General features: G+C 72.9%; 20 protein-coding genes. 11 read left to right on the top strand and 9 right to left on the bottom strand.

Annotated elements, in window-relative coordinates:
- Positions 1 to 8 precede the first annotated feature (8 nt).
- The 3 genes from FHU28_RS03755 to FHU28_RS03745 are packed head-to-tail and all read left to right on the top strand — an operon-like array spanning position 9 to position 2,872.
- Entirely contained in the window at positions 9 to 968 is a 960-nt protein-coding gene (locus FHU28_RS03755) for a hypothetical protein (RefSeq protein WP_184680898.1), read from the top strand.
- The gene (locus FHU28_RS03750; RefSeq protein WP_184680896.1) at positions 965 to 2,224 is read left to right on the top strand and encodes an adenylosuccinate synthetase; all 1,260 of its coding nucleotides are present in this window, start codon (positions 965 to 967) and stop codon (positions 2,222 to 2,224) included. The genes FHU28_RS03755 and FHU28_RS03750 overlap by 4 nt, the downstream gene beginning before the upstream one ends.
- A 24-nt stretch (positions 2,225 to 2,248) precedes the next feature.
- Positions 2,249 to 2,872, top strand: coding sequence for a DedA family protein (locus FHU28_RS03745; RefSeq protein WP_184680894.1), 624 nt, complete (start codon positions 2,249 to 2,251; stop codon positions 2,870 to 2,872).
- A 45-nt stretch (positions 2,873 to 2,917) separates the two neighbouring features.
- Here the strand turns inward: FHU28_RS03745 and FHU28_RS03740 are convergent, their stop codons facing one another.
- Positions 2,918 to 3,556: a TetR/AcrR family transcriptional regulator gene (locus tag FHU28_RS03740; protein WP_184680891.1), complete on the bottom strand. Its 639-nt coding sequence runs from the start codon at positions 3,554 to 3,556 to the stop codon at positions 2,918 to 2,920.
- A gap of 78 nt (positions 3,557 to 3,634) precedes the next feature.
- Here FHU28_RS03740 and FHU28_RS03735 point away from each other — a divergent pair, with 78 nt between their 5' ends.
- From FHU28_RS03735 to FHU28_RS03725, 3 genes are all read left to right on the top strand, one after another.
- Complete coding sequence (locus FHU28_RS03735; protein ID WP_184680889.1) at positions 3,635 to 4,087, top strand: SCP2 sterol-binding domain-containing protein; 453 nt, start codon at positions 3,635 to 3,637, stop codon at positions 4,085 to 4,087.
- A 1-nt stretch (position 4,088) separates the two neighbouring features.
- Complete coding sequence (locus FHU28_RS03730; RefSeq protein WP_184680886.1) at positions 4,089 to 5,303, top strand: acyl-CoA dehydrogenase family protein; 1,215 nt, start codon at positions 4,089 to 4,091, stop codon at positions 5,301 to 5,303.
- A 166-nt stretch (positions 5,304 to 5,469) separates the two neighbouring features.
- A complete protein-coding gene (locus tag FHU28_RS03725) occupies positions 5,470 to 7,035 on the top strand; it encodes an AMP-binding protein (protein ID WP_184680875.1) in 1,566 nt (521 codons plus the stop codon).
- A gap of 44 nt (positions 7,036 to 7,079) precedes the next feature.
- On the opposite strand, the gene purD is transcribed toward FHU28_RS03725, so the two are convergent.
- The 3 genes from purD to FHU28_RS03710 all read right to left on the bottom strand — a co-directional run bounded on the left by purD (position 7,080) and on the right by FHU28_RS03710 (position 10,865).
- Entirely contained in the window at positions 7,080 to 8,327 is a 1,248-nt protein-coding gene (gene purD / locus FHU28_RS03720) for a phosphoribosylamine--glycine ligase (RefSeq protein ID WP_184680873.1), read from the bottom strand.
- Between the two features lie 91 nt (positions 8,328 to 8,418).
- Entirely contained in the window at positions 8,419 to 9,351 is a 933-nt protein-coding gene (locus FHU28_RS03715) for a type IV toxin-antitoxin system AbiEi family antitoxin domain-containing protein (RefSeq protein WP_184680871.1), read from the bottom strand.
- Between the two features lie 224 nt (positions 9,352 to 9,575).
- Positions 9,576 to 10,865, bottom strand: coding sequence for an adenylosuccinate synthase (locus FHU28_RS03710; protein ID WP_184680869.1), 1,290 nt, complete (start codon positions 10,863 to 10,865; stop codon positions 9,576 to 9,578).
- A 122-nt stretch (positions 10,866 to 10,987) separates the two neighbouring features.
- Here FHU28_RS03710 and FHU28_RS03705 point away from each other — a divergent pair, with 122 nt between their 5' ends.
- Positions 10,988 to 11,986 (top strand): diacylglycerol kinase family protein, encoded by a 999-nt coding sequence (locus FHU28_RS03705; protein WP_184680867.1) that lies wholly within the window; start codon positions 10,988 to 10,990, stop codon positions 11,984 to 11,986.
- 74 nt (positions 11,987 to 12,060) lie between these two features.
- Entirely contained in the window at positions 12,061 to 13,995 is a 1,935-nt protein-coding gene (locus FHU28_RS03700) for a MinD/ParA family ATP-binding protein (RefSeq protein WP_184680865.1), read from the top strand.
- Between the two features lie 48 nt (positions 13,996 to 14,043).
- Here FHU28_RS03700 and FHU28_RS03695 read toward each other — a convergent pair whose 3' ends face one another.
- Positions 14,044 to 14,472 carry a DUF3151 domain-containing protein gene (locus FHU28_RS03695; protein ID WP_184680863.1) on the bottom strand — a complete coding sequence of 143 codons (429 nt, stop codon included), beginning with the start codon at positions 14,470 to 14,472 and terminating at the stop codon, positions 14,044 to 14,046.
- A 261-nt stretch (positions 14,473 to 14,733) separates the two neighbouring features.
- Here FHU28_RS03695 and FHU28_RS03690 point away from each other — a divergent pair, with 261 nt between their 5' ends.
- Positions 14,734 to 15,945, top strand: coding sequence for an LOG family protein (locus tag FHU28_RS03690; RefSeq protein ID WP_184680861.1), 1,212 nt, complete (start codon positions 14,734 to 14,736; stop codon positions 15,943 to 15,945).
- A 92-nt stretch (positions 15,946 to 16,037) separates the two neighbouring features.
- On the opposite strand, the gene fbaA is transcribed toward FHU28_RS03690, so the two are convergent.
- Both fbaA and FHU28_RS03680 read right to left on the bottom strand, forming a co-directional pair.
- Entirely contained in the window at positions 16,038 to 17,060 is a 1,023-nt protein-coding gene (gene fbaA / locus FHU28_RS03685; protein ID WP_184680859.1) for a class II fructose-bisphosphate aldolase, read from the bottom strand.
- A 162-nt stretch (positions 17,061 to 17,222) separates the two neighbouring features.
- Positions 17,223 to 17,606 (bottom strand): phage holin family protein, encoded by a 384-nt coding sequence (locus FHU28_RS03680; RefSeq protein WP_184680857.1) that lies wholly within the window; start codon positions 17,604 to 17,606, stop codon positions 17,223 to 17,225.
- 137 nt (positions 17,607 to 17,743) lie between these two features.
- On the opposite strand from FHU28_RS03680, the gene FHU28_RS03675 reads away from it, so the two are divergent.
- Positions 17,744 to 17,953 carry a hypothetical protein gene (locus FHU28_RS03675; protein ID WP_184680855.1) on the top strand — a complete coding sequence of 70 codons (210 nt, stop codon included), beginning with the start codon at positions 17,744 to 17,746 and terminating at the stop codon, positions 17,951 to 17,953.
- Between the two features lie 12 nt (positions 17,954 to 17,965).
- Here FHU28_RS03675 and FHU28_RS03670 read toward each other — a convergent pair whose 3' ends face one another.
- Complete coding sequence (locus FHU28_RS03670; protein ID WP_184680853.1) at positions 17,966 to 19,018, bottom strand: LCP family protein; 1,053 nt, start codon at positions 19,016 to 19,018, stop codon at positions 17,966 to 17,968.
- On the bottom strand, positions 19,018 to 19,500 hold the full coding sequence (locus tag FHU28_RS03665; protein ID WP_184680851.1) for a SigE family RNA polymerase sigma factor: 483 nt from the start codon (positions 19,498 to 19,500) through the stop codon (positions 19,018 to 19,020). The genes FHU28_RS03670 and FHU28_RS03665 overlap by 1 nt, the downstream gene beginning before the upstream one ends.
- 167 nt (positions 19,501 to 19,667) lie before the next feature.
- Here FHU28_RS03665 and FHU28_RS03660 point away from each other — a divergent pair, with 167 nt between their 5' ends.
- Entirely contained in the window at positions 19,668 to 21,242 is a 1,575-nt protein-coding gene (locus FHU28_RS03660) for an LPXTG cell wall anchor domain-containing protein (RefSeq protein WP_184680849.1), read from the top strand.
- Positions 21,243 to 21,387 lie beyond the last annotated feature (145 nt).

Genomic DNA, 21,387 nt, shown 5'->3' with positions numbered 1-21,387 from the left:
AGGCTGCCATGGGCAGTGGAATCTGGTCGACCGACGTGTACGACGCCGCCGACCGCTACCGGCGCCGCACCGGCAAGAGCGCGTTCTCGTACAGCGACAGCGGTGCCCGCAAGGTGCACTCGGCGCTCGACCCGCGCGACGCGCTGCGGGAGAGCCGCGACTCGGCCGAGCACCCGCAGTCGACGCCGATCGCCGTGCTGTTCGACGTCACCGGCTCGATGGGGCACGTGCCCCGGGTGCTGCAGAGCAAGCTGCCGCAGCTGCTCGGCCTGCTGCTGCGCCAGGGGTACGCGAAGGACCCGCAGGTCATGTTCGGCGCGATCGGCGACGCCACCTGCGACCGGGTGCCGTTGCAGGTCGGGCAGTTCGAATCCGACAACCGGATGGACGACGACCTCGGCCGGATCGTGCTGGAGGGCGGCGGTGGCGGCCAGATGATGGAGTCGTACGAGCTGGCGCTCTACTTCATGGCCCGGCACACCGCCACCGACAGCTGGGACAAGCGCGGCCGGCGCGGCTACCTGTTCATCATCGGCGACGAACTGGCGTACCCGGGGGTCAAGGCCGCGGAGGTGGCCCGGCTGATCGGCGACGACCTGCGCGAGGACATGCCGGTCCGGCAGATGGTGGACGAGGTGACCGCGCGCTGGGACACCTACTACCTGCTCCCGGCCGGCAGCCACTACGCGGGCAACCGCAAGGTGCTGGACTTCTGGCGCGGCCTGCTCGGGCAGAACGCTGTCGAGCTGGACGACCTGGACGCGGTCTGCGAGACGATCGCGCTCACCGTCGGCCTCGGCGAGCAGGCCATCGACCTGGACGCCGGACTGCGCGACCTGGACCGGGCCGGCTCCACCGCCACCCGGACCGTCTCGAAGGCGCTGGCCCGGCTCGGCTCGGAGCGACGCGCGGTGGCGACGCTGCCGTTCAGCCCGGCCGACGGCGCAAGCGGGGTCACCCGGCTGTGAACCACGTGATGGTGGTCGACCTCGGCTACGGCGACGCCGGCAAGGGCACAGTGGTGGACCTGCTCTGCGCCACCCGGCAGGTGCACACGGTCATCCGCTTCAACGGGGGCGCGCAGGCGGCGCACAACGTCGTGCTGCGCGACGGGCGGCACCACACGTTCGCGCAGTTCGGCTCCGGGACGTTCCGTCCGGGCGTACGGACACACCTGGCGCGGCACGTCGTGGTGGACCCGCTGGCGCTGGCCGCCGAGGCCGACCACCTCACGTCGGTCGGCGTGCCCGACGCGCTCGACCGGCTGACAGTGGACGGGGAGGCGCTGCTCGCCACCCCGTACCACCGGGCCGCCAACCGCGCCCGGGAGATCGCCCGGGGAGCCGACCGGCACGGCTCCTGCGGGCTCGGGGTGGGCGAGGCCGTCGCGTACGGTCTCGCCCACCCCGACGAGGCGCCCCGGGTGGTGGACTGCCGCCGCCCGGCGGTGCTGCGCCGCCGGCTGGCCGCGCTGCGCGACCGGCTCACCGCCGAGCTGGGGCCACTGGACGCGCCGCCGGTGGAGGACTGCCTGCCCGCGTACGCGGCCTTCGCGCGCCGGGTGGCGATCGTCGACCGGACCTGGCTGGCATCTGCGTTGCGCGAGGGCACCTGCGTGTTCGAGGGCGCGCAGGGGGTGCTGCTGGACGAGTGGCACGGCTTCCACCCGTACACGACGTGGAGCACCACGACGTTCGCCAACGCCGAGACGCTGCTCGCCGAGGCGGGCCTGGCCGGGACCGCGCAGCGGCTCGGCGTGCTGCGGACGACCACCACCCGGCACGGCCCCGGGCCGCTGGTCACCGAGGACGCGGCGCTGCCGTTCACCGACCGGCACAACGGGACGAACCCCTGGCAGGGCCGGTTCCGGTTCGGGCACTTCGACGCGGTCGCCCACCGGTACGCGCTGGAGGTGGCAGGCGGGGTGGACGGGTTGGCGCTGACCCACCTCGACCTGGCCGGCCCGGAGCTGCGGATCTGCCGCCGGTACGAAGGGCTGGACCGGCTCGTCCCCGGGCCGGCCGGTGACCTGGACCGGCAGGCGACGCTCACGCAGCGGCTGCTGCGGGCTCGGCCGGTGCTGGAGGAGGCGCCGGGCGACTGGCCGGCGGCGGTCTCGGAGGCGCTGGGCGCGCCGGTGGTGCTCACGTCGCGCGGGCCCACGGCCGAGGAGAAGGAAGGGCCCCTTGTTAACGCCTTTTGTATGGGAAGGGCCCCTGCTTAACACCGCACCCCCGAGCATGGGTGCATGGGGGACGTGCTCGACCTGCTGCACCACACGGTGACCTCACCGTGGGTGTATCTGGTGATCATCGCGGTCACCGCGATCGACGCGTTCTTCCCGGCGGTGCCCGGCGAGACGGTGGTGATCACGGCCGGGGTCTTCGCGGCGGGCGGGGAGCCGAACCTGGTGCTGGTGATCGTGACCGCCGCGTTCGGCGCGCTCGTCGGCGATCACATCTCGTACGCGATCGGGCGCGGCGGCGGCGCGCACCGGCTCGCCCGGCTCCCCGCGGACAGCCGGCGGCGGGCCAGCTCCGAGTGGGCCCGCCGGGCCGTCGACAGGCGCGGCGGGATGATCCTGACCACCGCCCGGTACGTCCCCGGCGGCCGGACCGCCGTCACGCTGACCATGGGCGCGGTCCGCTACCCGGCGCGGATGTTCCTGCTCTACGACTCGCTGGCCTGCGCGACCTGGGGAATCTACTGCGCGCTGCTCGGCTACTTCGGCGGCCTGGCGTTCGAGCACAACCCCGTCTCCGGGCTCCTCGCCGGGGTCGCCATCTCGCTCGCGGTCACCGGCCTGTTCGAGGCCGTCCGGTGGGGTCGGCGCAGGGCACACGCCCGGGCGGCCGCTCGGCGCGACTGTTAACAAGGGACCCTTCCTCTACCGGAGGCGTTAAGAAGGGGCCCTTCCTTACACAGCGCCCGGGTGCCAGGTGGTGCCGCGCAACAGTTGGTCGGCACCGAGCCAGGCCACGTTCATCATCCGGGTCGCGGTCTTGCCCGCGTCGGCCTCCGGGTGGTCGGCCAGCCAGTCGGCGAGCGACTCGGAGGCGCCGACGAGCGCGTACGCGACCACCTCCAGGTCGGTGGCGCCGACCTCCCGTCCGGCGGCGTGCAGCGCGTGGTCGAGCATCCCGGCGACCACCTCGACCAGCCGTCCCCGCATGGCGGCGAGTTCGGTGGCGAACGGCTGCGAGCCGCGGGCCTGCCGGTAGAGCACGGCCCAGCCGTCCCGGTGCGCGCCGACGAAGCCGAAGAACGCGCGCAGTCCGCGCCAGAGCCGCTCGTCGGCGGGCAGGTCGGGGGCGGCGGCCCCGGCGATGGCCTCCATCATCCGGGTGCTCTCCCGGTGCAGGCAGGCGACGAAGAGCTCTTCCTTGGTGCCGAGGTAGGCGTAGACCATCGGTTTGGAGATGCCGGCGTCGTCGGCGATCTCGTCCATGCTGGCGGCGTGGAAGCCGCGGCGGGAGAACACCTTCACCGCCGCGTCGAGCATCTGCTGCTCGCGTACGGCGCGGGGAAGGCGCTTGAAGGTCGGCGTGCTGGACACTCTTGCGAGCATACCTACCCGTGCGTAAGGTTACGCCAGAGTAACTAAGTCGGACCCGCCCGAGAGGTGCAATCCCTTATGACTGACTTCGACCCGGCCAACTTCGCGAACGTCGGCCCCAAGGAGTTCGCGCAGCTGGTCAAGTCCACGCCGGACGCCAAGCTCGCCGAGATCATGTCCGGTGAGGCGCGCGGCAAGATCCTCAGCGAGGTCTTCAACCGGATGCCCGCGCTGTTCCGCGCCGACCGCGCCGGTGCCACCAACGCGGTCATCCACTGGAACATCACCGGCCGCCCGGACGGTGGCACCGACACGTACGAGATCGTCATCGAGAACGGCACCTGCACCGCCTCGGAGACCCCGACCCGCGACCCGAAGCTGAGCCTCACCATGGGCCCGGTCGAGTTCCTGAAGATCGTCTCCGGTGGCGCCAACCCGGTGATGATGTTCATGACCGGCAAGCTGAAGGCCAAGGGCGACCTGGGCCTGGCCGCCAACATCGCCAACCTGTTCGACATCCCCAAGAGCTGACATGGCCGAGTTCTCGCTCGACCTGAACGAGGAACAGCGGGATCTACGCGACTGGGTGCACGGCTTCGCAGCCGAGGTCGTGCGCCCGGCCGCGGCCGAGTGGGACGCCCGGGAGGAGACCCCGTGGCCGATCATCCAGGAAGCGGCGAAGGTCGGCCTGTACGGCTTCGAGTTCCTCGCCACCTGCTGGGCCGACCCCACCGGCCTCTCCCTGCCGATCGCCAGCGAAGAATTCTTCTGGGGTGACGCCGGCATCGGCCTGAGCATCTTCGGCACCTCGCTCGCGGTCGCCGCGATCTACGGCGCCGGCACCCCCGACCAGCTCGTCGAATGGGTGCCGCAGTGCTTCGGCGACGTCGACCAGCCAGCCGTCGCCGCGTTCTGCACGAGCGAGCCGGAAGCCGGCTCCGACGTCGGGTCGATGCGTACCCGCGCCGTCTACGACGAGGCCGCCGACGAGTGGGTGCTCAACGGGCAGAAGGCGTACGCCACGAACGGCGGCATCGCCGGAGTGCACGTGGTCACCGCCTCGATCGACCCCGAGCTGGGCTCGCGCGGGCAGGCCGCGTTCGTCGTACCCCCGGGCACCTCCGGTCTGACCGCCACCCGCAAGCTGCGCAAGCTCGGGCTGCGCGCCTCGCACACCGCGGACGTCTTCCTCGACGACGTCCGGGTGCCGGGCCGCTGCCTGCTCGGCGGCAAGGACGCGCTCGACGAGCGCCTGGCCCGCGCCCGGTCCGGGCAGCGCGCCTCCGGCCAGGCGGCGATGCGGACGTTCGAACTGTCCCGTCCGACAGTCGGCGCGCAGGCGCTCGGCGTGGCCCGCGCCGCCTACGAGTACGCCCTGGACTACGCCAAGGAGCGGGTCCAGTTCGGACGGCCGATCATCGCCAACCAGGCGGTCGCGTTCGCGCTCGCCGACATGAAGATGGAGATCGACGCGGCCCGGCTCCTGGTCTGGCGCGCCTCCTGGATGGGCCGCAACAACCGGCCGTTCACCGCCGGTGAGGGCTCGATGTCCAAGCTCAAGGCCGGTGAGGTGGCCGTCTCGGTGACCGACAAGGCGGTCCAGCTCCTCGGCGGCGCGGGTTTCCTGCGCGACCACCCGGTCGAGCGGTGGTACCGCGACGCCAAGATCTACACCATCTTCGAGGGCACCTCCGAGATCCAGCGGCTGGTCATCTCCCGGGCCATCTCCGGGATGCAGATCCGCTGACCGCCGGCGGCCGCCGCCCGGCCCGTGACGACAGGAAGTGCCGTCGCGGGCCGGGCGCCCCCGCCTGGCCGGCCCGACCCGCGATCGGGCGCAAGATCACGCAAAACCGGACGGCTGACCCGTCCGGAGCCTGGTCGACGAACCACGAACGCGAAGGAGTTGCGCCTTGGACCTGCCGTTCATCGCCGCCACGCTGACCCGCCGTGGACTGCTCACCCCGGGCCGCCCGATCCGGGTCGTCTCGCAGCTGAACGCGCTGCGCCGGTGGGGCTGGAGCCTCGCCGGGGAGCTGCGTCAGGCAGCCGCCCGCGACCCCGGCCGCGTCGCTGTGGTCGACGAGCGCGGCGCCACCATGACGTACCAGGAACTGCTGGAGCGCTCCGAGCGGCTGGCCCGGTCACTCCGGTCCCACCTCGGCGTACAGGCCGGCGACCGGGTCGGCGTGCTCTGCCGCAACCACCACGGCCTGATCGAGGCGATAGTCGCCGCGATGCTGCTCGGCGCGGACGCCGTCCTGGTCAACACCGGCCTGTCCGCGGCACAGCTGGGCACCGTGGCCGAGGAACAGGGCCTGCGCGTCCTGGTCCACGACGGCGAGTTCACCGAGCGCGTCCTCGGCCTCCCCGGCGAGGTGCACCGGGTCGACGAGCGGCGGCACGAGGAGCTGATCGCCGCCGCGGTCCCCGGCGAACAGCTCCAGCCGCCCGAGCGGGACGGCCGCACCATAGTGCTGACCTCCGGCACCACCGGCGCGCCCAAGGGCGCCCGCCGCCCCACCCCGCACGGCTTCGGCCCGCTGGTGTCCATCATCGACCGCATCCCGCTGCACACGCGGAACACCACCATGATCGCCGCGCCGATCTTCCACACCTGGGGGTACGCCGCCCTCCAGGTCTCGTTCGCGCTGCGCGCCACAGTCGTGCTGCACCGCCGCTTCGACCCCGCCGCCACGCTGACCGCGCTCGTCGCCCAGCGGTGCGACGCGATGTTCGCCGTACCGGTGATGCTGCAACGACTCATGGAGGTCGAGCCGCCGCAGCCCCGGCCCCCGCTCAAGGTGGTCGCGGTCAGCGGATCCGCCCTGCCCGGCAACCTGGCCATCGCCTTCATGGACCGCTACGGCGACGTGCTGTACAACCTCTACGGCTCGACCGAGGTCTCCTGGGCCTCCATCGCCGGCCCGCGCGAACTGCGCGCCGCGCCCACCACGGCGGGCCGGCCGCCGCACGGCACCCGGCTGGCGATCCTGGACGAGAACGGCCGTCCCGTCCGGGACGGCGAGGTCGGGCGGATCTTCGTGGGCAACGAGATGCTCTTCGAGGGCTACACCTCGGGCGCGGGGCGGGAGCGCCGCGACGGCCTGCTGGACACCGGCGACCTCGGCCGGCTCGACGCCGACGGCCTGCTCTTCGTGGACGGCCGGGCGGACGACATGATCGTCTCCGGCGGCGAGAACGTGTTCCCGTCCGAGGTGGAGGACCTGATCGCCCGGCTGCCGCAGGTCCGCGAGGTCGCGGTGATCGGCGTACCGGACCCCGACTACGGCCAGCGGCTGGCCGCGTTCCTGGCGCTGCGGCCGGGCGAGACGCTCGACCCGGAGGCGGTCCGCGAGTACGTCCGGCGCTACCTGGCCCGCTTCTCCGTGCCCCGGGACGTGGTGTTCGTCAAGTACCTGCCGCGCAACGCCACCGGCAAGGTGCTGAGCCGGGAGTTGCGCCGCTACTTCGACTGACGGGCGGCGCCCCGCGAGCCGGTCCCGCCGCGGGGCGCCGCCCGTCAGCCGGGAAGCGTGATCCGGCCGTCCACCGCCGCCGCCGCGATGTCGGTGCGGTGGTGGGAACCGGCCAGCTCGACCTCGCGTACCAACTCGTAGGCGGCGTCGCGCGCGGCGGCCAGGTCCGGGCCGGTCGCCGTACCGCAGAGGACCCGGCCCCCAGCGGACCGCAACGTGCCGTCGGCGTCGCGGCGGGTCCCGGCGTGGATGATCCCGGCGCGGTCCACGCCGGTGATCACGTCACCGGTACGCGGGCCCGCCGGGTAGCCCTCGGCCGCCACCACGACGGTGACCGCCGCACCGTCGCGCCAGCGCAGCGGCGGGTGCGCGCCCAGCGTGCCGGTGGCTGCGGCGTGCAGCAGCCCGCCCAGCGGCGTCTCCAGCAGGGCGAGCACCACCTGGGTCTCCGGATCGCCGAAGCGCGCGTTGAACTCGATCACGCGCGGACCGGACGGGGTGATCGCCAGTCCCACGTAGAGCAGGCCGGCGAACGGGGTGCCCCGGCGGCGCAGCTCGGCGAGCGTCGGGTGCACCACGTCGCGCATCACGTCGTCCACCAGGTTCGGCGGGGCCCACGGCAGCGGCGCGTACGCGCCCATCCCGCCCGTGTTCGGGCCGGTGTCACCGTCGCCGACGCGCTTGAAGTCCTGCGCGGGCAGCAGCGGCACCGCCGCCTCGCCGTCGGTGACCACGAACAGGGAGACCTCGGGGCCGGACAGGTACTCCTCGATCACCACCCGGCCGCACTCCGCGGCGTGCCGCTCGGCGGCGGCCCGGTCGTCGGTCACCACCACGCCCTTGCCGGCGGCGAGCCCATCGTCCTTCACCACGTACGGCGCGCCGAACTCGTCCAGCGCCCGCGCCACGGCCGCCGCGTCGTCACAGGTGTACGCGCGGGCGGTCGGCACGCCGGCGGCGGTCATCACGTCCTTCGCGAACGTCTTCGAGCCCTCCAGCCGGGCCGCCTCCGCGCTCGGGCCGAACACCGCGATGCCCTTGGCACGTACCGCGTCGGCGACGCCCGCCACCAGCGGCGCCTCCGGCCCGATGACCACCAGGTCCGCCGCGACCTCGACGGCGAGGGCCGCCACGGCGGCCGGGTCGGTGGGTGTCACCTCCCGCAGCTGCGCCACGGCCGCGATCCCCGGATTCCCCGGAGCCGCGACGAGCGCCTCGACAGCCGGATCCCCGGCGAGTCCGAGCGCGAGAGCGTGCTCCCGCCCACCACCACCCACAAGAAGTACGCGCACGACCCCGCATCCTACTGACCACCCCACCCCACCCCGTTGATCAAGGAGTTTGCGTCCCAGATTCGGGGGCGGGAGTCCGCAAACTCCTTGATCAACCGCGCTGGCGGCTCTGGCGCAGGGCGCGTCTGACCGTCTGGGGGATGTAGTCGGGGCGCAGGGTGTCGGACCAGGTGAAGCGGAGGATTCGCCAGCCGGCGTTGACCAGGCGGTTCTGCCGGAAGCGGTCGGCGTAGACCGCCTCGGGGGTCAGGTGCGGGGCCCGGCCGTCCGCCTCGGCGATCAGGCGTGCGCCCCGCCAGGCCAGGTCCCCGATGCCGAGCAGGTAACCGTCCTCGTCCCGGACCGGCAGTTGGAGGGCGTCCGGCGGGACGCCGCCGTCGACACACCGGAGCCGGGCGCGCGTCTCCAGGGGCGACTGCGCCCGGCCGTCCGCCTCGGCCAGGTACCCCCGCGCGGCGACCGCCCCTCGGCGTCCCGCGAGATGCGCCAGCACCAGGTACAGGTCGTCCTCGGCCAGGATCCCCTGGTTGAGCGCGGAGTCGAGAACGCACACCGCCGGGTAGCGCCGAGCCCGCAGCAACACGTCGGCAACGGTCCGCGCCGGTGTGGTGACCGGTACGCCGCTGGCCCGGCACACGTCCGCGTCGGCGAGCGTCAACTGGTGCACCGTCAGTCCCGGCTCCGCCCGGCGCTGCACGTGCGGCCGACCGGGTGGCACCGAGACGTGGATCGCCGCCGTCGGCGCAAGGCCGCTGATGCCGTGCAGTTCGGCGGCGGTGTCGAGTACGGCGACCGCGCCCTGCCCCAGGCTCGCGATCGCGGCGCGGATGCGGACACGCCGCAGCACCACCGCCGTCGACCCTGCGGACGGGAGGTAGCAGCCGCGCGAGACGCGCGTCCATCGTCCGGCCCGGACGAGGTACCGGATCTGCTCCCGGCCGAGGCCCAGGCGCAACGCCTGCCCAGCGGTGACAAACCCGCCCTGCCCGGCGGCCAGCCGCGTCAGCTCGTCGAATCCACCCACACGCGCAGGCTCCCCCGCGCCACCCCACAGCCGACACCCCTGTGGACAACCCTGTGGACAACCGCCCTCCTGCAGCCCGTCCCGCCTCCACCCCGTGCCCACCCGCCCCGGTGATCAAGGAGTTTGTGTCCGGATCCGACGCCGGACTGGACACAAACTCCTTGATCACCGGTGTGGGGCCCGGAGGGCCCGAGGACCGGGAGGGCCGAGGGCCCGGGGAGGGGTTAGGGGAGGAGGGGGTGGCGGAGGACGTTTTCCTCTCGGCCCGGGCCCACACCTACCACGCTCACGCGGGTGCCGGTCAGCTCCTCGATGCGGGCGATGTAGCGCCTCGCGTTCTCGGGGAGCTCGTCCTCGGTCCGCGCCTTGGTGATGTCCTCCCACCAGCCGTCGTGCTCTTCGTAGATCGGCGTGGCGTGGTGGAAGTCGGTCTGCGTCATCGGCATGTCGTCGAACCGCTCGCCGTTGATCTCGTACCCGACGCAGATCGGCACCTTGGCCAGGCCGGTCAGCACGTCCAGCTTGGTGACCACGAGGTCGGTGACCCCGTTGAGGCGGCACGCGTACCGGGCCACCACGGCGTCGAACCAGCCGCAGCGGCGCTCCCGGCCGGTGGTGGTGCCGTACTCGTGGCCGATCTTGCGCAGGTGCTGCCCGTTGTCGTCGAACAGCTCCGTGGGGAACGGGCCGGAGCCCACCCGCGTCGTGTACGCCTTGCTCACCGCGATGACCTTGGTGATCGCGGTCGGCGGGATGCCCGCGCCCACGCACGCCCCGCCGGCCGTCGGGTTCGACGAGGTGACGAACGGGTAGGTGCCGTGGTCCATGTCGAGCATGGTGGCCTGGGCGCCCTCGAGCAGCACGGTCTCGCCGCGGTCGAGCGCGTCCCAGAGCATCACCCGGGTCTCGGCGATGTACGGGCGCAGCCGCTCGGCGTACTGGAGGTACTCCTCGACTGTCTCCTCGACGTCGATCGCCTTGCGGTTGTAGATCTTGAACAGCAGCTGGTTCTTCTCGCGGAGCGCCAGCTCCAGCTTCTTGCGCAGGATGCCCGGGTCGAGCAGGTCCTGCAGGCGGATGCCCATCCGGGCGACCTTGTCGCCGTACGCGGGGCCGATGCCCCGGCCGGTGGTGCCGATGCGGGAGCTGCCGAGGTAGCGCTCGACCACCCGGTCCAGCGCCCGGTGGTGCGGCATGATCAGGTGCGCGTCACCGGAGATGCGCAGGCGGGACACGTCCACGCCGCGCTCGGCGAGCCCGTCGATCTCCTGCAGCAGCACCTTCGGGTCGACCACCACGCCGTTGCCGATCACGATCATCGCGCTCGGTGACAGCGCACCGGACGGCATGAGGTGCAGCGCGTACTTCTGGCCGTCCGGCGTGATCACCGTGTGGCCTGCGTTGTTGCCGCCGGAGTAGCGCACGACGTAGTCGACCCGCTCACCGAGCAGGTCGGTAACCTTGCCCTTGCCCTCGTCGCCCCACTGGGCGCCGAGCAGCACGATCGCTGGCATCTTTTCCGCCTCCAGAAGGCTCGGGTGCCAGGTGGCGACCGGTCTGCGAGCCCGGGGTGTCAGGCTAACAAGTAGTGACGGCGGGACCAGCAGGGGTTGGTCGAGAAGCAGGAGGCTCCTTCGTGTACGACGTGGTGCTGCTCACCCTCGGCTCGGAGCGGGACGCTCCCGGTGGTGGCTGCGGCAACGGCGGCGCCTGCTGCGGCGGCGCGGACGACACCGCCGCCGAGACCGGCGAGGAGCGCTGCGAGACGCCGCGCGTACCGGTACTGGCCTGCGCGGACGAGCTGACCGCCCGGGGCGCCCGGGTGAGCACGGTGACCGCCCGGTCGGACGCCGAGATCGACGAGGTGCTGGCCCGGCTCGACGGCCCGCCGCGCGCCGACGGCCTCACCTGGCCGGACCCCGACGGCAAGACCCGGCTGATCGTCGCCACTGCGAGTGACGGTCAGTTGCGCGCCGTCCTGCGCCGGCTGGTGCGCAGGTACGCTCCGCCGCCGAGCCGCCGCCCCGCGGACCTGGCCGAGAACCGGACGGTGCCCGACCTGCCCCCGGTCGGCGTACTCCCGCTCGATCCGGCCCGGTCCGGGACGGCGCGCGACCTGGCCGCGCAGCTCGGGCTGCCCCGGGACCCGGCCGGGGTGGCCGCGGCGGTGCTGGACGGCACCCCCCGGCGGCTGGACCTGCTGCGCAACGACGGCGGCTCGGTGACGCTGGACGGCGCGCTGCTCGGCGCCGCCGACGACGCCGGCCGACCGCTGCACTGGCGGGCCCGGGTCGAGGTCGACGGCACGGTGCTCAGCGACGGCTCCGAGCCGATCACCGCCTGCGCGATCGGCAACGCGGGCGGGTACGCGCGCCTCGGCGAGGTGGACCTGCTGGCCGGTCCGGACCCGGCCGACGGCCGGGTGACGGTCGGGGTCGCCGTACCAGTGGTGACCCGGTCGGCGTTGGGCCGGAAGAAGGTCCGGCTGGAGGTACGCCGGGCGCGGGGACGTGCGGTGGCGGTGGTGCCCCGCGACGAGAAGGTGCCCTTCCTCGACGACGGCGTCGAGGGCGAGCTGACCCGCAAACGCTCCTGGTGGACCGAGCCGGGGGCCTGGGCGGTCTGGACGGGCTGACCTCGGTCGATCCCCGCCCGGCTCGCGCCGCTGGCCGTACCGCCTATCCTCGGCGGAAGGAATGGGGAGGAACCGTGGTGCACGACAACGACGACCGGGCCCACGTGCCGGGTCGAGGGCAGGTGCCGGAGCGGGACGTCGAGCCGCTCTGGCCGCCGGAGGAGACCGACGGTGCGGCGGTCACCGCCCCGCCCTGGGCGGCCGTACCCTGGCCGCTCCCACCGGCCGACGCTGCCACGCCGTCGGCGGCGGACGTCCCGGGGCCACCGGCGCCCGCGGTCGACCTGGACCTGCCGTTCACGCTCGACCAGCCGCCTTCCGGCCCGGCGCCGGCCCAGCCGGGGCCAGCGTCACCCGGCTCACCGGTCACGGCCGCCGCGTATCCCACATCGCAGGCCGCGCCCGATCCCGGCGCGGCCGCCACGCGGACGTCGGTCAACCCGGCTGACATGCGGACAACAGCCGACCCGAACGACACGCGGACAACGGCGCACTCGGCCGCCACGCCGGAAACGGCCGACCCGGACGGCGAGGGCGGCGGGAACGGCCGGGCGGCGTCGCCGTGGGCCCAGCCGCCGCAGCGAGCCACCGCCGACTCCGCGCCGGACCCCGCTCCCGCTGACGGCGCCACGCCCGGCACCGACGCGCCGAGGGTCGTGCGGGCCGACGGCACCGTCTCCGGCCGGGCCTCGGTCACCGGAACACCGCTCCCGCCGCCCGACACCGCCCCGGCCTCCGGCCGGGCGTCGGTCACCGGGGCCTCGTCGCACGGGCCGGACACGCCACTGTCGGGTGAGCCCGCGCCGGAACCGCCGCGCCTCGGGCCGTTCCCACCGTCGCCGGGCGTGCCGGCGCCGCCCTCGCCTTACGGCAACGGCTACCCCCAGGCCGGGTACCAGCCGCAACCCGGCCAGCCCGGCTGGTACCCGCCGCCCGGCTGGACGCCGCAGGCCGGCCCACCGCAGGCAGGCGCGCCGCAGCCGGGCGCCCCGGTGCCACCGCAGGCGACCGCCCCGCCGGTGTCCGGTCCGGCCGCGCCCCCGCCGGCGTACCCGGAGCAAAGCTGGACGCCGCAGCAGGCGGTGCCACCGACCGCCGAGGACTTCGCCCGCCGCCGCCACGTCCGCCCGGTCGACCCGGTGGCAACCATGGGCGTACGCGCGGTGGTCAACAAGATCGGGCTGGTCCGGCTCGCGCCCGGGCGGCACGAGCAGGAGGTGAAGCGCGACATCGAGATGGTCCGCCGCAACTTCGGCGGGCTGCGCCAGGTGACAGTGGTCAACCCGAAGGGCGGCGCCGGCAAGACGGTGGCCATCCTGCTGCTCGCCATGACGTTCGGCCAGAAGCGCGGCGGATACGTGCTGGCCTGGGACAACAACGAGACCCAGGGCACCCTCGGCATGCGGGCGCAGCAGGACTTCCACGCCCGTACGGTGCGCGACATGCTGCGTGACCTGGCCCAGTTCCAGGGGCCGCACGGCCGGGTCGGCGACCTGTCGCAGTACGTCCGCTCGCAGGGCGAGGGCATGTTCGACGTGCTCGCCTCGGACGAGTCGGCGACCGGCGGCGAGATGCTCACCGCTGCCGCGTTCGCGGAGATCCGCGAGGTGGTCAGCCGGTTCTACAAGCTGATCTTCGTGGACACCGGGAACAACGTCCGGGCGCAGAACTGGCAGGCCGCGATGGACGCCACCGACCAGCTCGTGGTGACCATGTCGGCCCGCAACGACTCGGCCGAGACCGCCGCCCGGATGCTCGACCACCTGGAGCAGAGCGGCCGGCAGCGGCTGGTCCGGCAGGCCGTGACAGTGGTGTCGATGCCGCCGTCCCGCAAGGAGATCGACCTGCCGGCCATCCAGGCCCACTTCGCGGCCCGGACCCGGGCGGTGCTGCTGGCGCCGTACGAGCGGCTCATCGACACCGGCGAGCCGCTGCGGTACGGGCAGCTCTCCTCCGCCACCCGCGACGCCTGGCTGAAGATCGCCGCGTCGGTGGCGGAAGGGCTGTAGGGACGGACGCGACGGCCGGCCGCAAGATGCCGGCCGTCGCGGGGCGGGTCAGTCGCCGGACAGCGCGTCCCCGGCGGCCGGGTCGCAGTCGCGGAGGAACTGGGCGCAGCGGGCCGCCTCGTCCGCCTCACCGATCTCCCCCGCGGCGCGGGACAGCACGTAGAGGCAGCGCAGGAAGCCCTGGTTGGGCGCGTGCGACCAGGGCACCGGGCCGTGGCCCTTCCAGCCGCTGCGGCGCAGCTGGTCCAGGCCCCGGTGGTAGCCGGTGCGGGCGTACGCGTACGCCGTCACGACCTGACCCGCGGCGAGCGAGCGGCCGGCCAGCGCCCCCCAGGCCGCGCTGTAGGTCGGGAAGCGGGCCGCGACCTCGGCGTACGCCTCGTCGGTGCCCTGCTCGGCCGCCGCCGCCAGCGCGGCGTCGGCCTCCTCGTGGGTCGGGAGCAGGGTGGCCGGTGGCTCAGGCAACAGGTTCTGCATCGCCCCATTCAACCCGCTTCGCCCTCGGGTACGCGAGGGGCCTCGCCCGTACGGTTGGCTGAACGGCTGAGGGTTTCGTCACGCCTGCGGCGGGAGCGCACGTACCCGCGGCCCATGCCGCCGGCGTGGTTCTTGCACTACAAATACAGATCCGGAGCCTCCCCAGGACCCGGTTACGCAGGAGCCCGGCGGCGTGCCCGCCGGGCTCCTGTCGTTCCCGCCCCAGTTTCGGCCCTTGCCGTGCGGGGGCAGGATGACGGGGTGCCGACCCCACCACCCGCGGACGTCATCGAGCCGCACGCCCCCCACGTCAACGAGATCGAGACCCGCACCGCGTTCGAGCAGCGGCTGGCCGGAGGGACCCTGGCCGGGCTGACCGTGCAGGGCCTCCGCCTCGACCTCGACCCGGTTCCCGACCTGCGCGACGTCGACGTCACCGGCACGCTCTTCGTGGGCTGCCGCTTCGCCGGCCGCGAGGTGGGCGCGGACCTGGTCCGGCGGGGCGCCAACGTGGTCCCGCCCTTCTCCGGGCTGCCCTACCCGACCCAGCCGTCGCACCTCTACACCGCCGACGAGCTGGCCGCCGGGTTCGCCGAGGGCGGGTTCGCCGGGATGTACGACACCCGGGTGTACGCGCACTTCCGGGCGCACGGCGGCGCGCTGCCGGACGTACGCGAGGCGCTCGGTCAGCGGCTGCACGACCACGGCGTGGACAACGCGCTCGCCGACGCCACCCGGTCGTGGCTGGCCGCGCACGGGCCGCAGTCGGTGGTGGGTGTGATGGGCGGGCACGCGGTAGAGCGCGGCAGCGCCGCGTACCGGATGGCGGCGGTGCTGGGCTGGGAGCTGGCGCGGGCCGACCGCCTAGTGGTGACCGGCGGCGGTCCCGGCGTGATGGAGGCGGCGAACCTCGGCGCGTTCCTCGCGGCCTGGCCGGCCGAGGAGCTGTCCGCCGCGATCGACACGCTCGCCGTCGCGCCGGACTTCACCGACCACGAGCGGTACACGGCGGCGGCGCTGGCGGTGCGCAAGCGGTACGCGGACGGCCCGTCGCTGCCCTCGCCCCGCCCGTCGGCGCCCGGCACCGAGTGGGCCCGTTCCGGCGGGCTGGCCATCCCCACCTGGCTGTACGGCCACGAGCCGGCGAACCTGTTCGCGGGCCGGATCGCCAAGTACTTCTCCAACGCCATCCGGGAGGACACGATCCTGCGGCTGGCCCGGGGCGGCATCGTGTTCGCGCCCGGCCGGGCCGGCACCGTGCAGGAGGTGTTCCAGGCGGCCACGAAGACGTTCTACGGCACAGACGGGGCGAGCGGGGCGTACGTCTTCCTGGACCGCACGTACTGGACCACGGAGTTGCCGGTGGAGTCGCTGCTGCGGCCGCTGTTCGCCGCGTCCCCGTTCGGCGACCTGTCGCACACGATCCACCTGACCGACGACGCCCGCGAGGCAGTCACCCTCCTGGTGCGGTGAAAGGAAGGGCCCCCTTTTAACGCCTCCGGTAGAGGAAGGGCCCCTTGTTAACCACAGCGGTTAACAAGGGGCCCTTCCTTACATCAGGGGTGTCACTTCATGGTGGTGCCGGTGGAGCGCAGGTGCTCGCAGGCCTCGACCACACGGGCGGCCATGCCGGCCTCGGCGGCCTTGCCCCAGACGCGCGGGTCGTACAGCTTCTTGTTGCCGACCTCGCCGTCGACCTTCAGCACGCCGTCGTAGTTGCGGAGCATGTGGTCCGCGACCGGGCGGGTGAAGGTGTACTGGGTGTCGGTGTCGATGTTCATCTTCACCACGCCGTAGTCCAGCGCCTCCCGGATCTCCGACAGCAGCGAGCCGGAGCCGCCGTGGAAGACCAGGCTGAGCGGCTTGTCCTTGCCGTACTTGGCGCCGACCGCGTCCTGGATCTGCTTGAGCACCTCGGGGCGCAGCTTGACGTTGCCCGGCTTGTAGACGCCGTGCACGTTGCCGAAGGTCAGCGCCGCCATGTAGCGGCCCTTCTCGCCCAGGCCGAGCGCGTCGACCATGGCCAGGCCGTCCTCGACCGTGGTGTAGAGCTTGTCGTTGATGGCGTTCTCGACGCCGTCCTCCTCGCCGCCGACGACGCCGACCTCGATCTCCAGGACGATCTTGCCCTTGGCGGCCTCGGCGAGCAGCTGCTCGGCGATCTCCAGGTTCTCCGCCACCGGCACGGCCGAGCCGTCCCACATGTGCGACTGGAACAGCGGCTCCTGGCCGGACTTGACGCGCTCCTGGGAGATGGCCATCAGCGGCCGGACGAACTTGTCCAGCTTGTCCTTCGGACAGTGGTCGGTGTGCAGCGCGATGTTCACCGGGTACTTCTTGGCGACCTCGTGCGCGTACGCGGCGAACGCCACCGCGCCGGTCACCATGTCCTTCACGGACGGGCCGGACAGGTACTCCGCGCCGCCGGTGGAGACCTGGATGATGCCGTCGCTCTCCGCGTCGGCGAAGCCCTTGAGCGCCGCGTTCAGCGTCTGCGAGGAGGTCACGTTGATCGCGGGGTACGCGTACCGGCCGGCCTTGGCCCGGTCCAGCATCTCCGCGTAAGCCTCAGGGGAAGCGATGGGCATGTCGAACGCTCCTTACTTACCGCTCTCGGCCGTGCAGGCCGCTGTCTTCCATGGAGGCGACCGTTCCGGCCGCTGACGTCCACGGGTGCGCCGGACCGCGCTGTCCACCGCGGGCAGTATCCCGTAGGAGCGCGAGCGGGGCACAACCGGCCCGGACGCCGCTCACCGATTCTCCAGCCGGTCCGGCACGACGACGCTGATCAGCCAGCTCACCACCGCCACCACGATGGCGCCCCAGAAGGCGGCCCAGAACCCGTCCACGTGGAAGGGCAGCTTCAGCACGCCGGCGATCCAGTCGGTCAGCAGGAACAGCAGGGCGTTCACCACGAGCGCGAACAGGCCGAGCGTGAGCAGGTAGAACACGCAGCCGAACACCTTGATGAGCGGCTTGAGCACCGCGTTGACCACACCGAAGACCAGCGCCACCACGATCAGGGTGAGCACGTTGTTGCCGGTGTTACGGCCGCTCACGTCCACCCCGGGCACGATCAGCGTCGCGATCCACAACGCGACAGCGGTGATCGCCAGTCGGATCAGAAAGCCCATGGCAACCATCCTGGCACCGGCCGCGCGCCGGGAGCGGGACAATCGCCGACTCGGCGTTCCGCCCGCCACCCAGCGGCGGCCCGGACCAGCCCGTACGGTGGTGGGGACGATGCCCGCACGGAGATCAGGGAGGGACGATGGGTCAGCCCGACGAGGACTTCGCGCCCAGTGACCACCTCGCCCCGGAGGAGCGGGATCTGGAGGCCGAACCGGCCGACGCGGTCGAGCAGGCCACCACGGTGACCGACGACAGCGACGGCGAGCCGCGTCGCGGCATGGAGGTCGACGACTGGGACGCCATGGAGCAGGCCCGCGTCGTCACCGCCGACGAGGACGACTACCGCTGATCCGGCACCGGGTCACCGCAGGCTGGTGACCCAGGCCGGGTGGGCAACGGCCCACTCCCCCAGCCGGTCGGCCCGCAGCGCGTCCAGGAGCCCCGGGGTGAGTTCCGGGTCCGGCTCGTAGCCGCGACCGTTCCACTCGGCGAGCACCGGGAAGGCAACCGCGACCGGCTCCGCCGCGGCTGCGCGGCTGCTCGCGGCCACCAGCGCCGACAGCGACAGGTCGCCGGTGTCGACAGTGACGTCCGATCCGACCCGCAGGAGCAGCCGGCCGAGTTGCGCCGGGTCCGTCGCCGTCCCCTGCTCCCGCATCTGGTGGAGCAGGCCGGCGGCGTAGCGCGCCGCGTTGCGGTCGCGGTCCAGTCCGCCGTCGGGCAGGCCGTACCGCTGCCGCAGCAGGTCCACCGCCGCCGCGCCGTCGAGCCGCTGGCATCCGGACGGGAAACGCCGCTCGGTGTGCACCGAGCGAACCGGCTCCGGCAGGCAGACCGGTACGCCGCCGACCGCGTCGGTCAACGCACGTGCCCCCGGGTACGTGAGCACCGCGCCGGCGTCGACGCGTACCCCGGTCAGCCGGGCGACCGCCTGGCGGGTCGCCCGGAAGCCGGCGGCCAGGTCGGTGCCCGAACCGGCGGCGCGGGAGAAGGTCGCGTTGAGTTTCTCCAGCCCGCCTTGCGGCGGCATGGGCACCAGCAGGTCGCGCGGGAGCGACACCAGGAAGAGCCGGCTCCGGTCGGCCGGCACGTGCACCAGCAGGATCGAGTCGGCACGGCGGCTGCCGGCGGCCTGGTCGACGCCGAGCAGCAGCACGTTCAACGCGCCGCCGGGCTCCGGCTCCGGCGTGGCGAGCATGGGTGCCGCCGTGGGCGCCGGTGGCCGGGGCGCCATGGCGGTGAAGCCGACGAGCGCGACGGCGGCGACCGCCAGCGCCGTGCCGGCCAGGCGTACCCGCCGGCGGCGTCGACGGCGAGTGATCACCGCTTGGTCGACGGCGGCCCGGACCGGGCCGACGGGCGGGGTCGACTCCTCGATGCGGGCGAACGCGGCCCGCAGTTCGTCCTCGATCATCAGGAGACCTCCACGAGTTCGGCTCGGAGGGTGGCCAGCGCGCGCGAGATACTGGACCGGACGGTGCCCACGGCGCAGCCGAGAATCTCGGCTATCTCCCCGTCCGGCAGGTCCTCGTAGTAGCGCAGCACCAGGGCGGCGCGCTGCCGCCGGGGCAACCGGGACAGCCAGGACCGGACCTGGTCCCGGTCCACGGTGGACTGGGCGTGGTCGGCCGTGGCGGGCACCGAGTCGTCGACCTCGCCGCGCAGCAGCACCCGCCGCGCCCACGAGCCGCGCCGCCAGTCGATGAACTGGTTGGTGAGCATGCGGCGCACGTACCGCTCCGGGACGTCGCTGCGAGCCACCCGCCGCCAGTGGAGCTGGACCCGGACCATGGTTTCCTGCACCAGGTCCTGGGCCTGGTGCGGGTCTCCGGTCAGCATGACCGCGTACCGCAGCAGGGCGCCCAACCGCGCGTCGGCGAACTCCTCGTACGTCACTGCACCTCCCGGTGTCCGTTTGAAGGACGGTCCCGGGCAGCTGGAACATTGCGGCGACGACGATCATCCGTTCGGTCAATATTCATCATCTGGGACAACGCGATCCCTTAAGGAATCTTTAAGCTCCGTGGGCTCCACCTGATCACCCCCACGGGAGGACCCCCCACATGCTCAGCAACTCCAGCCGGCGTCTGCTCGCCGGGTTGGGCGTCGCAGGCGCGTTCGTCGCAGCCTCCGCCACACCCGGCTTCGCGGCGGACCCCAAGGTCAAGCTCGGCGTCTACTTCGGCGACACGACGATCGCCACCGATTCGGACGGCAAGATCGAGTCCAGCACCGTCCACAGCTCGGCCCCGGTCGTGCTGCACGACCTCACCGTCCGCTACGACTTCACCGGCCTCGCCGGCAAGGTGACTGTCGGCAAGGATGAGGACACCTCCGCCGACTGCACCTCGCCCTCCGCGAACGTGCTCGTGTGCACGTCGCCGTGGGAGGTGGAGGTCGACGAGTGGGGCCATGGCGGGCTCTTCCCGGTGCAGATCAAGGCCACCGACAAGGCCGCGGACGGCGACGCCGGCACGATCAAGGTGACGCTGTCGGCGAACGGCTTCGACGGCGTCTCGCACGAGGCCAAGGTGCGCGTCGGTGAGGGCGTCGACCTGGCGGCCGGCCCGGAGACCACGGTGTCTGCCGCCCCCGGCAAGAGCTTCACCGCGCCGCTGAAGGTGACGAACGTCGGCGAGACAACCGCCAAGGGCGCCGCCGTCATCTTCTACAACGACTACGGCCTGAACTCCACCAAGCACTACAGCAACTGCACGTACGTCGGCGACGAGCTGCGCACCTGCCGGTTCGACGAGGAGCTTCCCGCCGGCGGTACGTTCGGCGCGACCCTGCCGTACGCGCTCGGCGCGGACAGCATGGCGCCCGGCTCCAAGTACGGCGAGATCATCTGGATGACGCCGAACGAGTTCGAGGACTTCGAGGGCTACCTCGACAACTACGACGTGACCATCGGCGAGCCGGGCACCGACGGCAAGCTGACGCTGGCCGAGGCCGCCGGCAAGGCCACGGCGCGGGGCTTCCAGGCCGACCCCCGGCCGGAGAACAACGGCACGTACCTCGAGGTGAAGGTCACCGGCAACAACGGCACCGACCTGGAGGCGCTCGGCGCCGCCGTGACCGGCAAGGCCGGCGCGACGGTCAAGGCGGCCATCGGTCTGCGCAACAACGGCCCGGCCACCCTCGACTACAGCCGTTCCGGCAGCTCGGTCACCTACCTGACCTTCGACGTGCCGAAGGGCACCACCACGACGGCCGTTCCGGAGAACTGCTTCCCGGTCAAGGGCGACGAGTGGGGTGAGCCCGGCCAGCCGGGTGGGCGTCACTACCGCTGCTACTTCGGCTCGCTGCTGAAGGCCGGCGAGACCGTCACGCTCGACTTCGGCCTGAAGATCGACAAGGTGATCGCCAACGACACCGGCCTCGTGAAGATCAACGTGCCGTGCGAGTGCGACGGTGGCTTCTACCGTGACCTGAAGCCGGCCAACGACACCGCCAAGGTCGTCGTCAACGCGGCGCCGGGTGGCGGCGACGGTGGCCAGGGTGGCGGTGACGGCGGCACGCTGCCGATCACCGGTTCCTCCACCGGCCTGATCGCCGGCGTCGGCGCGCTGCTGCTCGCCGCCGGCGCGGTCGGCTACGTGCTGACCCGCCGCCGCAGGACCCGCTTCGTAGCCTGACCCGAAGCACAAAGGTGCCCCGTCGACCAAAGGTCGGCGGGGCACCGCCACATAGAAGCGAAAGACACCCAGCAGCACGGATGAGACAAGCCGGACCAGGTCGGGTTTCCGGGGGAGCCCGACCCGCTCCGGGCGGTCAGGCTTG

This window comes from Micromonospora echinospora, from assembly GCF_014203425.1.
Taxonomy (GTDB): Bacteria; Actinomycetota; Actinomycetes; order Mycobacteriales; family Micromonosporaceae; genus Micromonospora; species Micromonospora echinospora_A.
Note: the sequence above shows the minus strand (reverse complement) of the source record. Positions and strands in the feature narration are given on the sequence as shown.

Coding starts and splice junctions, on each gene's coding strand:
- FHU28_RS03675 (WP_184680855.1), top strand. CDS start 17,744: ATGGGTCAGCCCGACGAGGACTTCGCGCCCAGTGACCACCTCGCCCCG.
- FHU28_RS03670 (WP_184680853.1), bottom strand. CDS start 19,018: ATGATCGAGGACGAACTGCGGGCCGCGTTCGCCCGCATCGAGGAGTCG.
- FHU28_RS03710 (WP_184680869.1), bottom strand. CDS start 10,865: ATGCCAGCGATCGTGCTGCTCGGCGCCCAGTGGGGCGACGAGGGCAAG.
- FHU28_RS03695 (WP_184680863.1), bottom strand. CDS start 14,472: ATGCAGAACCTGTTGCCTGAGCCACCGGCCACCCTGCTCCCGACCCAC.
- FHU28_RS03745 (WP_184680894.1), top strand. CDS start 2,249: ATGGGGGACGTGCTCGACCTGCTGCACCACACGGTGACCTCACCGTGG.
- fbaA (WP_184680859.1), bottom strand. CDS start 17,060: ATGCCCATCGCTTCCCCTGAGGCTTACGCGGAGATGCTGGACCGGGCC.
- FHU28_RS03660 (WP_184680849.1), top strand. CDS start 19,668: ATGCTCAGCAACTCCAGCCGGCGTCTGCTCGCCGGGTTGGGCGTCGCA.
- FHU28_RS03755 (WP_184680898.1), top strand. CDS start 9: ATGGGCAGTGGAATCTGGTCGACCGACGTGTACGACGCCGCCGACCGC.
- FHU28_RS03735 (WP_184680889.1), top strand. CDS start 3,635: ATGACTGACTTCGACCCGGCCAACTTCGCGAACGTCGGCCCCAAGGAG.
- FHU28_RS03680 (WP_184680857.1), bottom strand. CDS start 17,606: ATGGGCTTTCTGATCCGACTGGCGATCACCGCTGTCGCGTTGTGGATC.
- FHU28_RS03730 (WP_184680886.1), top strand. CDS start 4,089: ATGGCCGAGTTCTCGCTCGACCTGAACGAGGAACAGCGGGATCTACGC.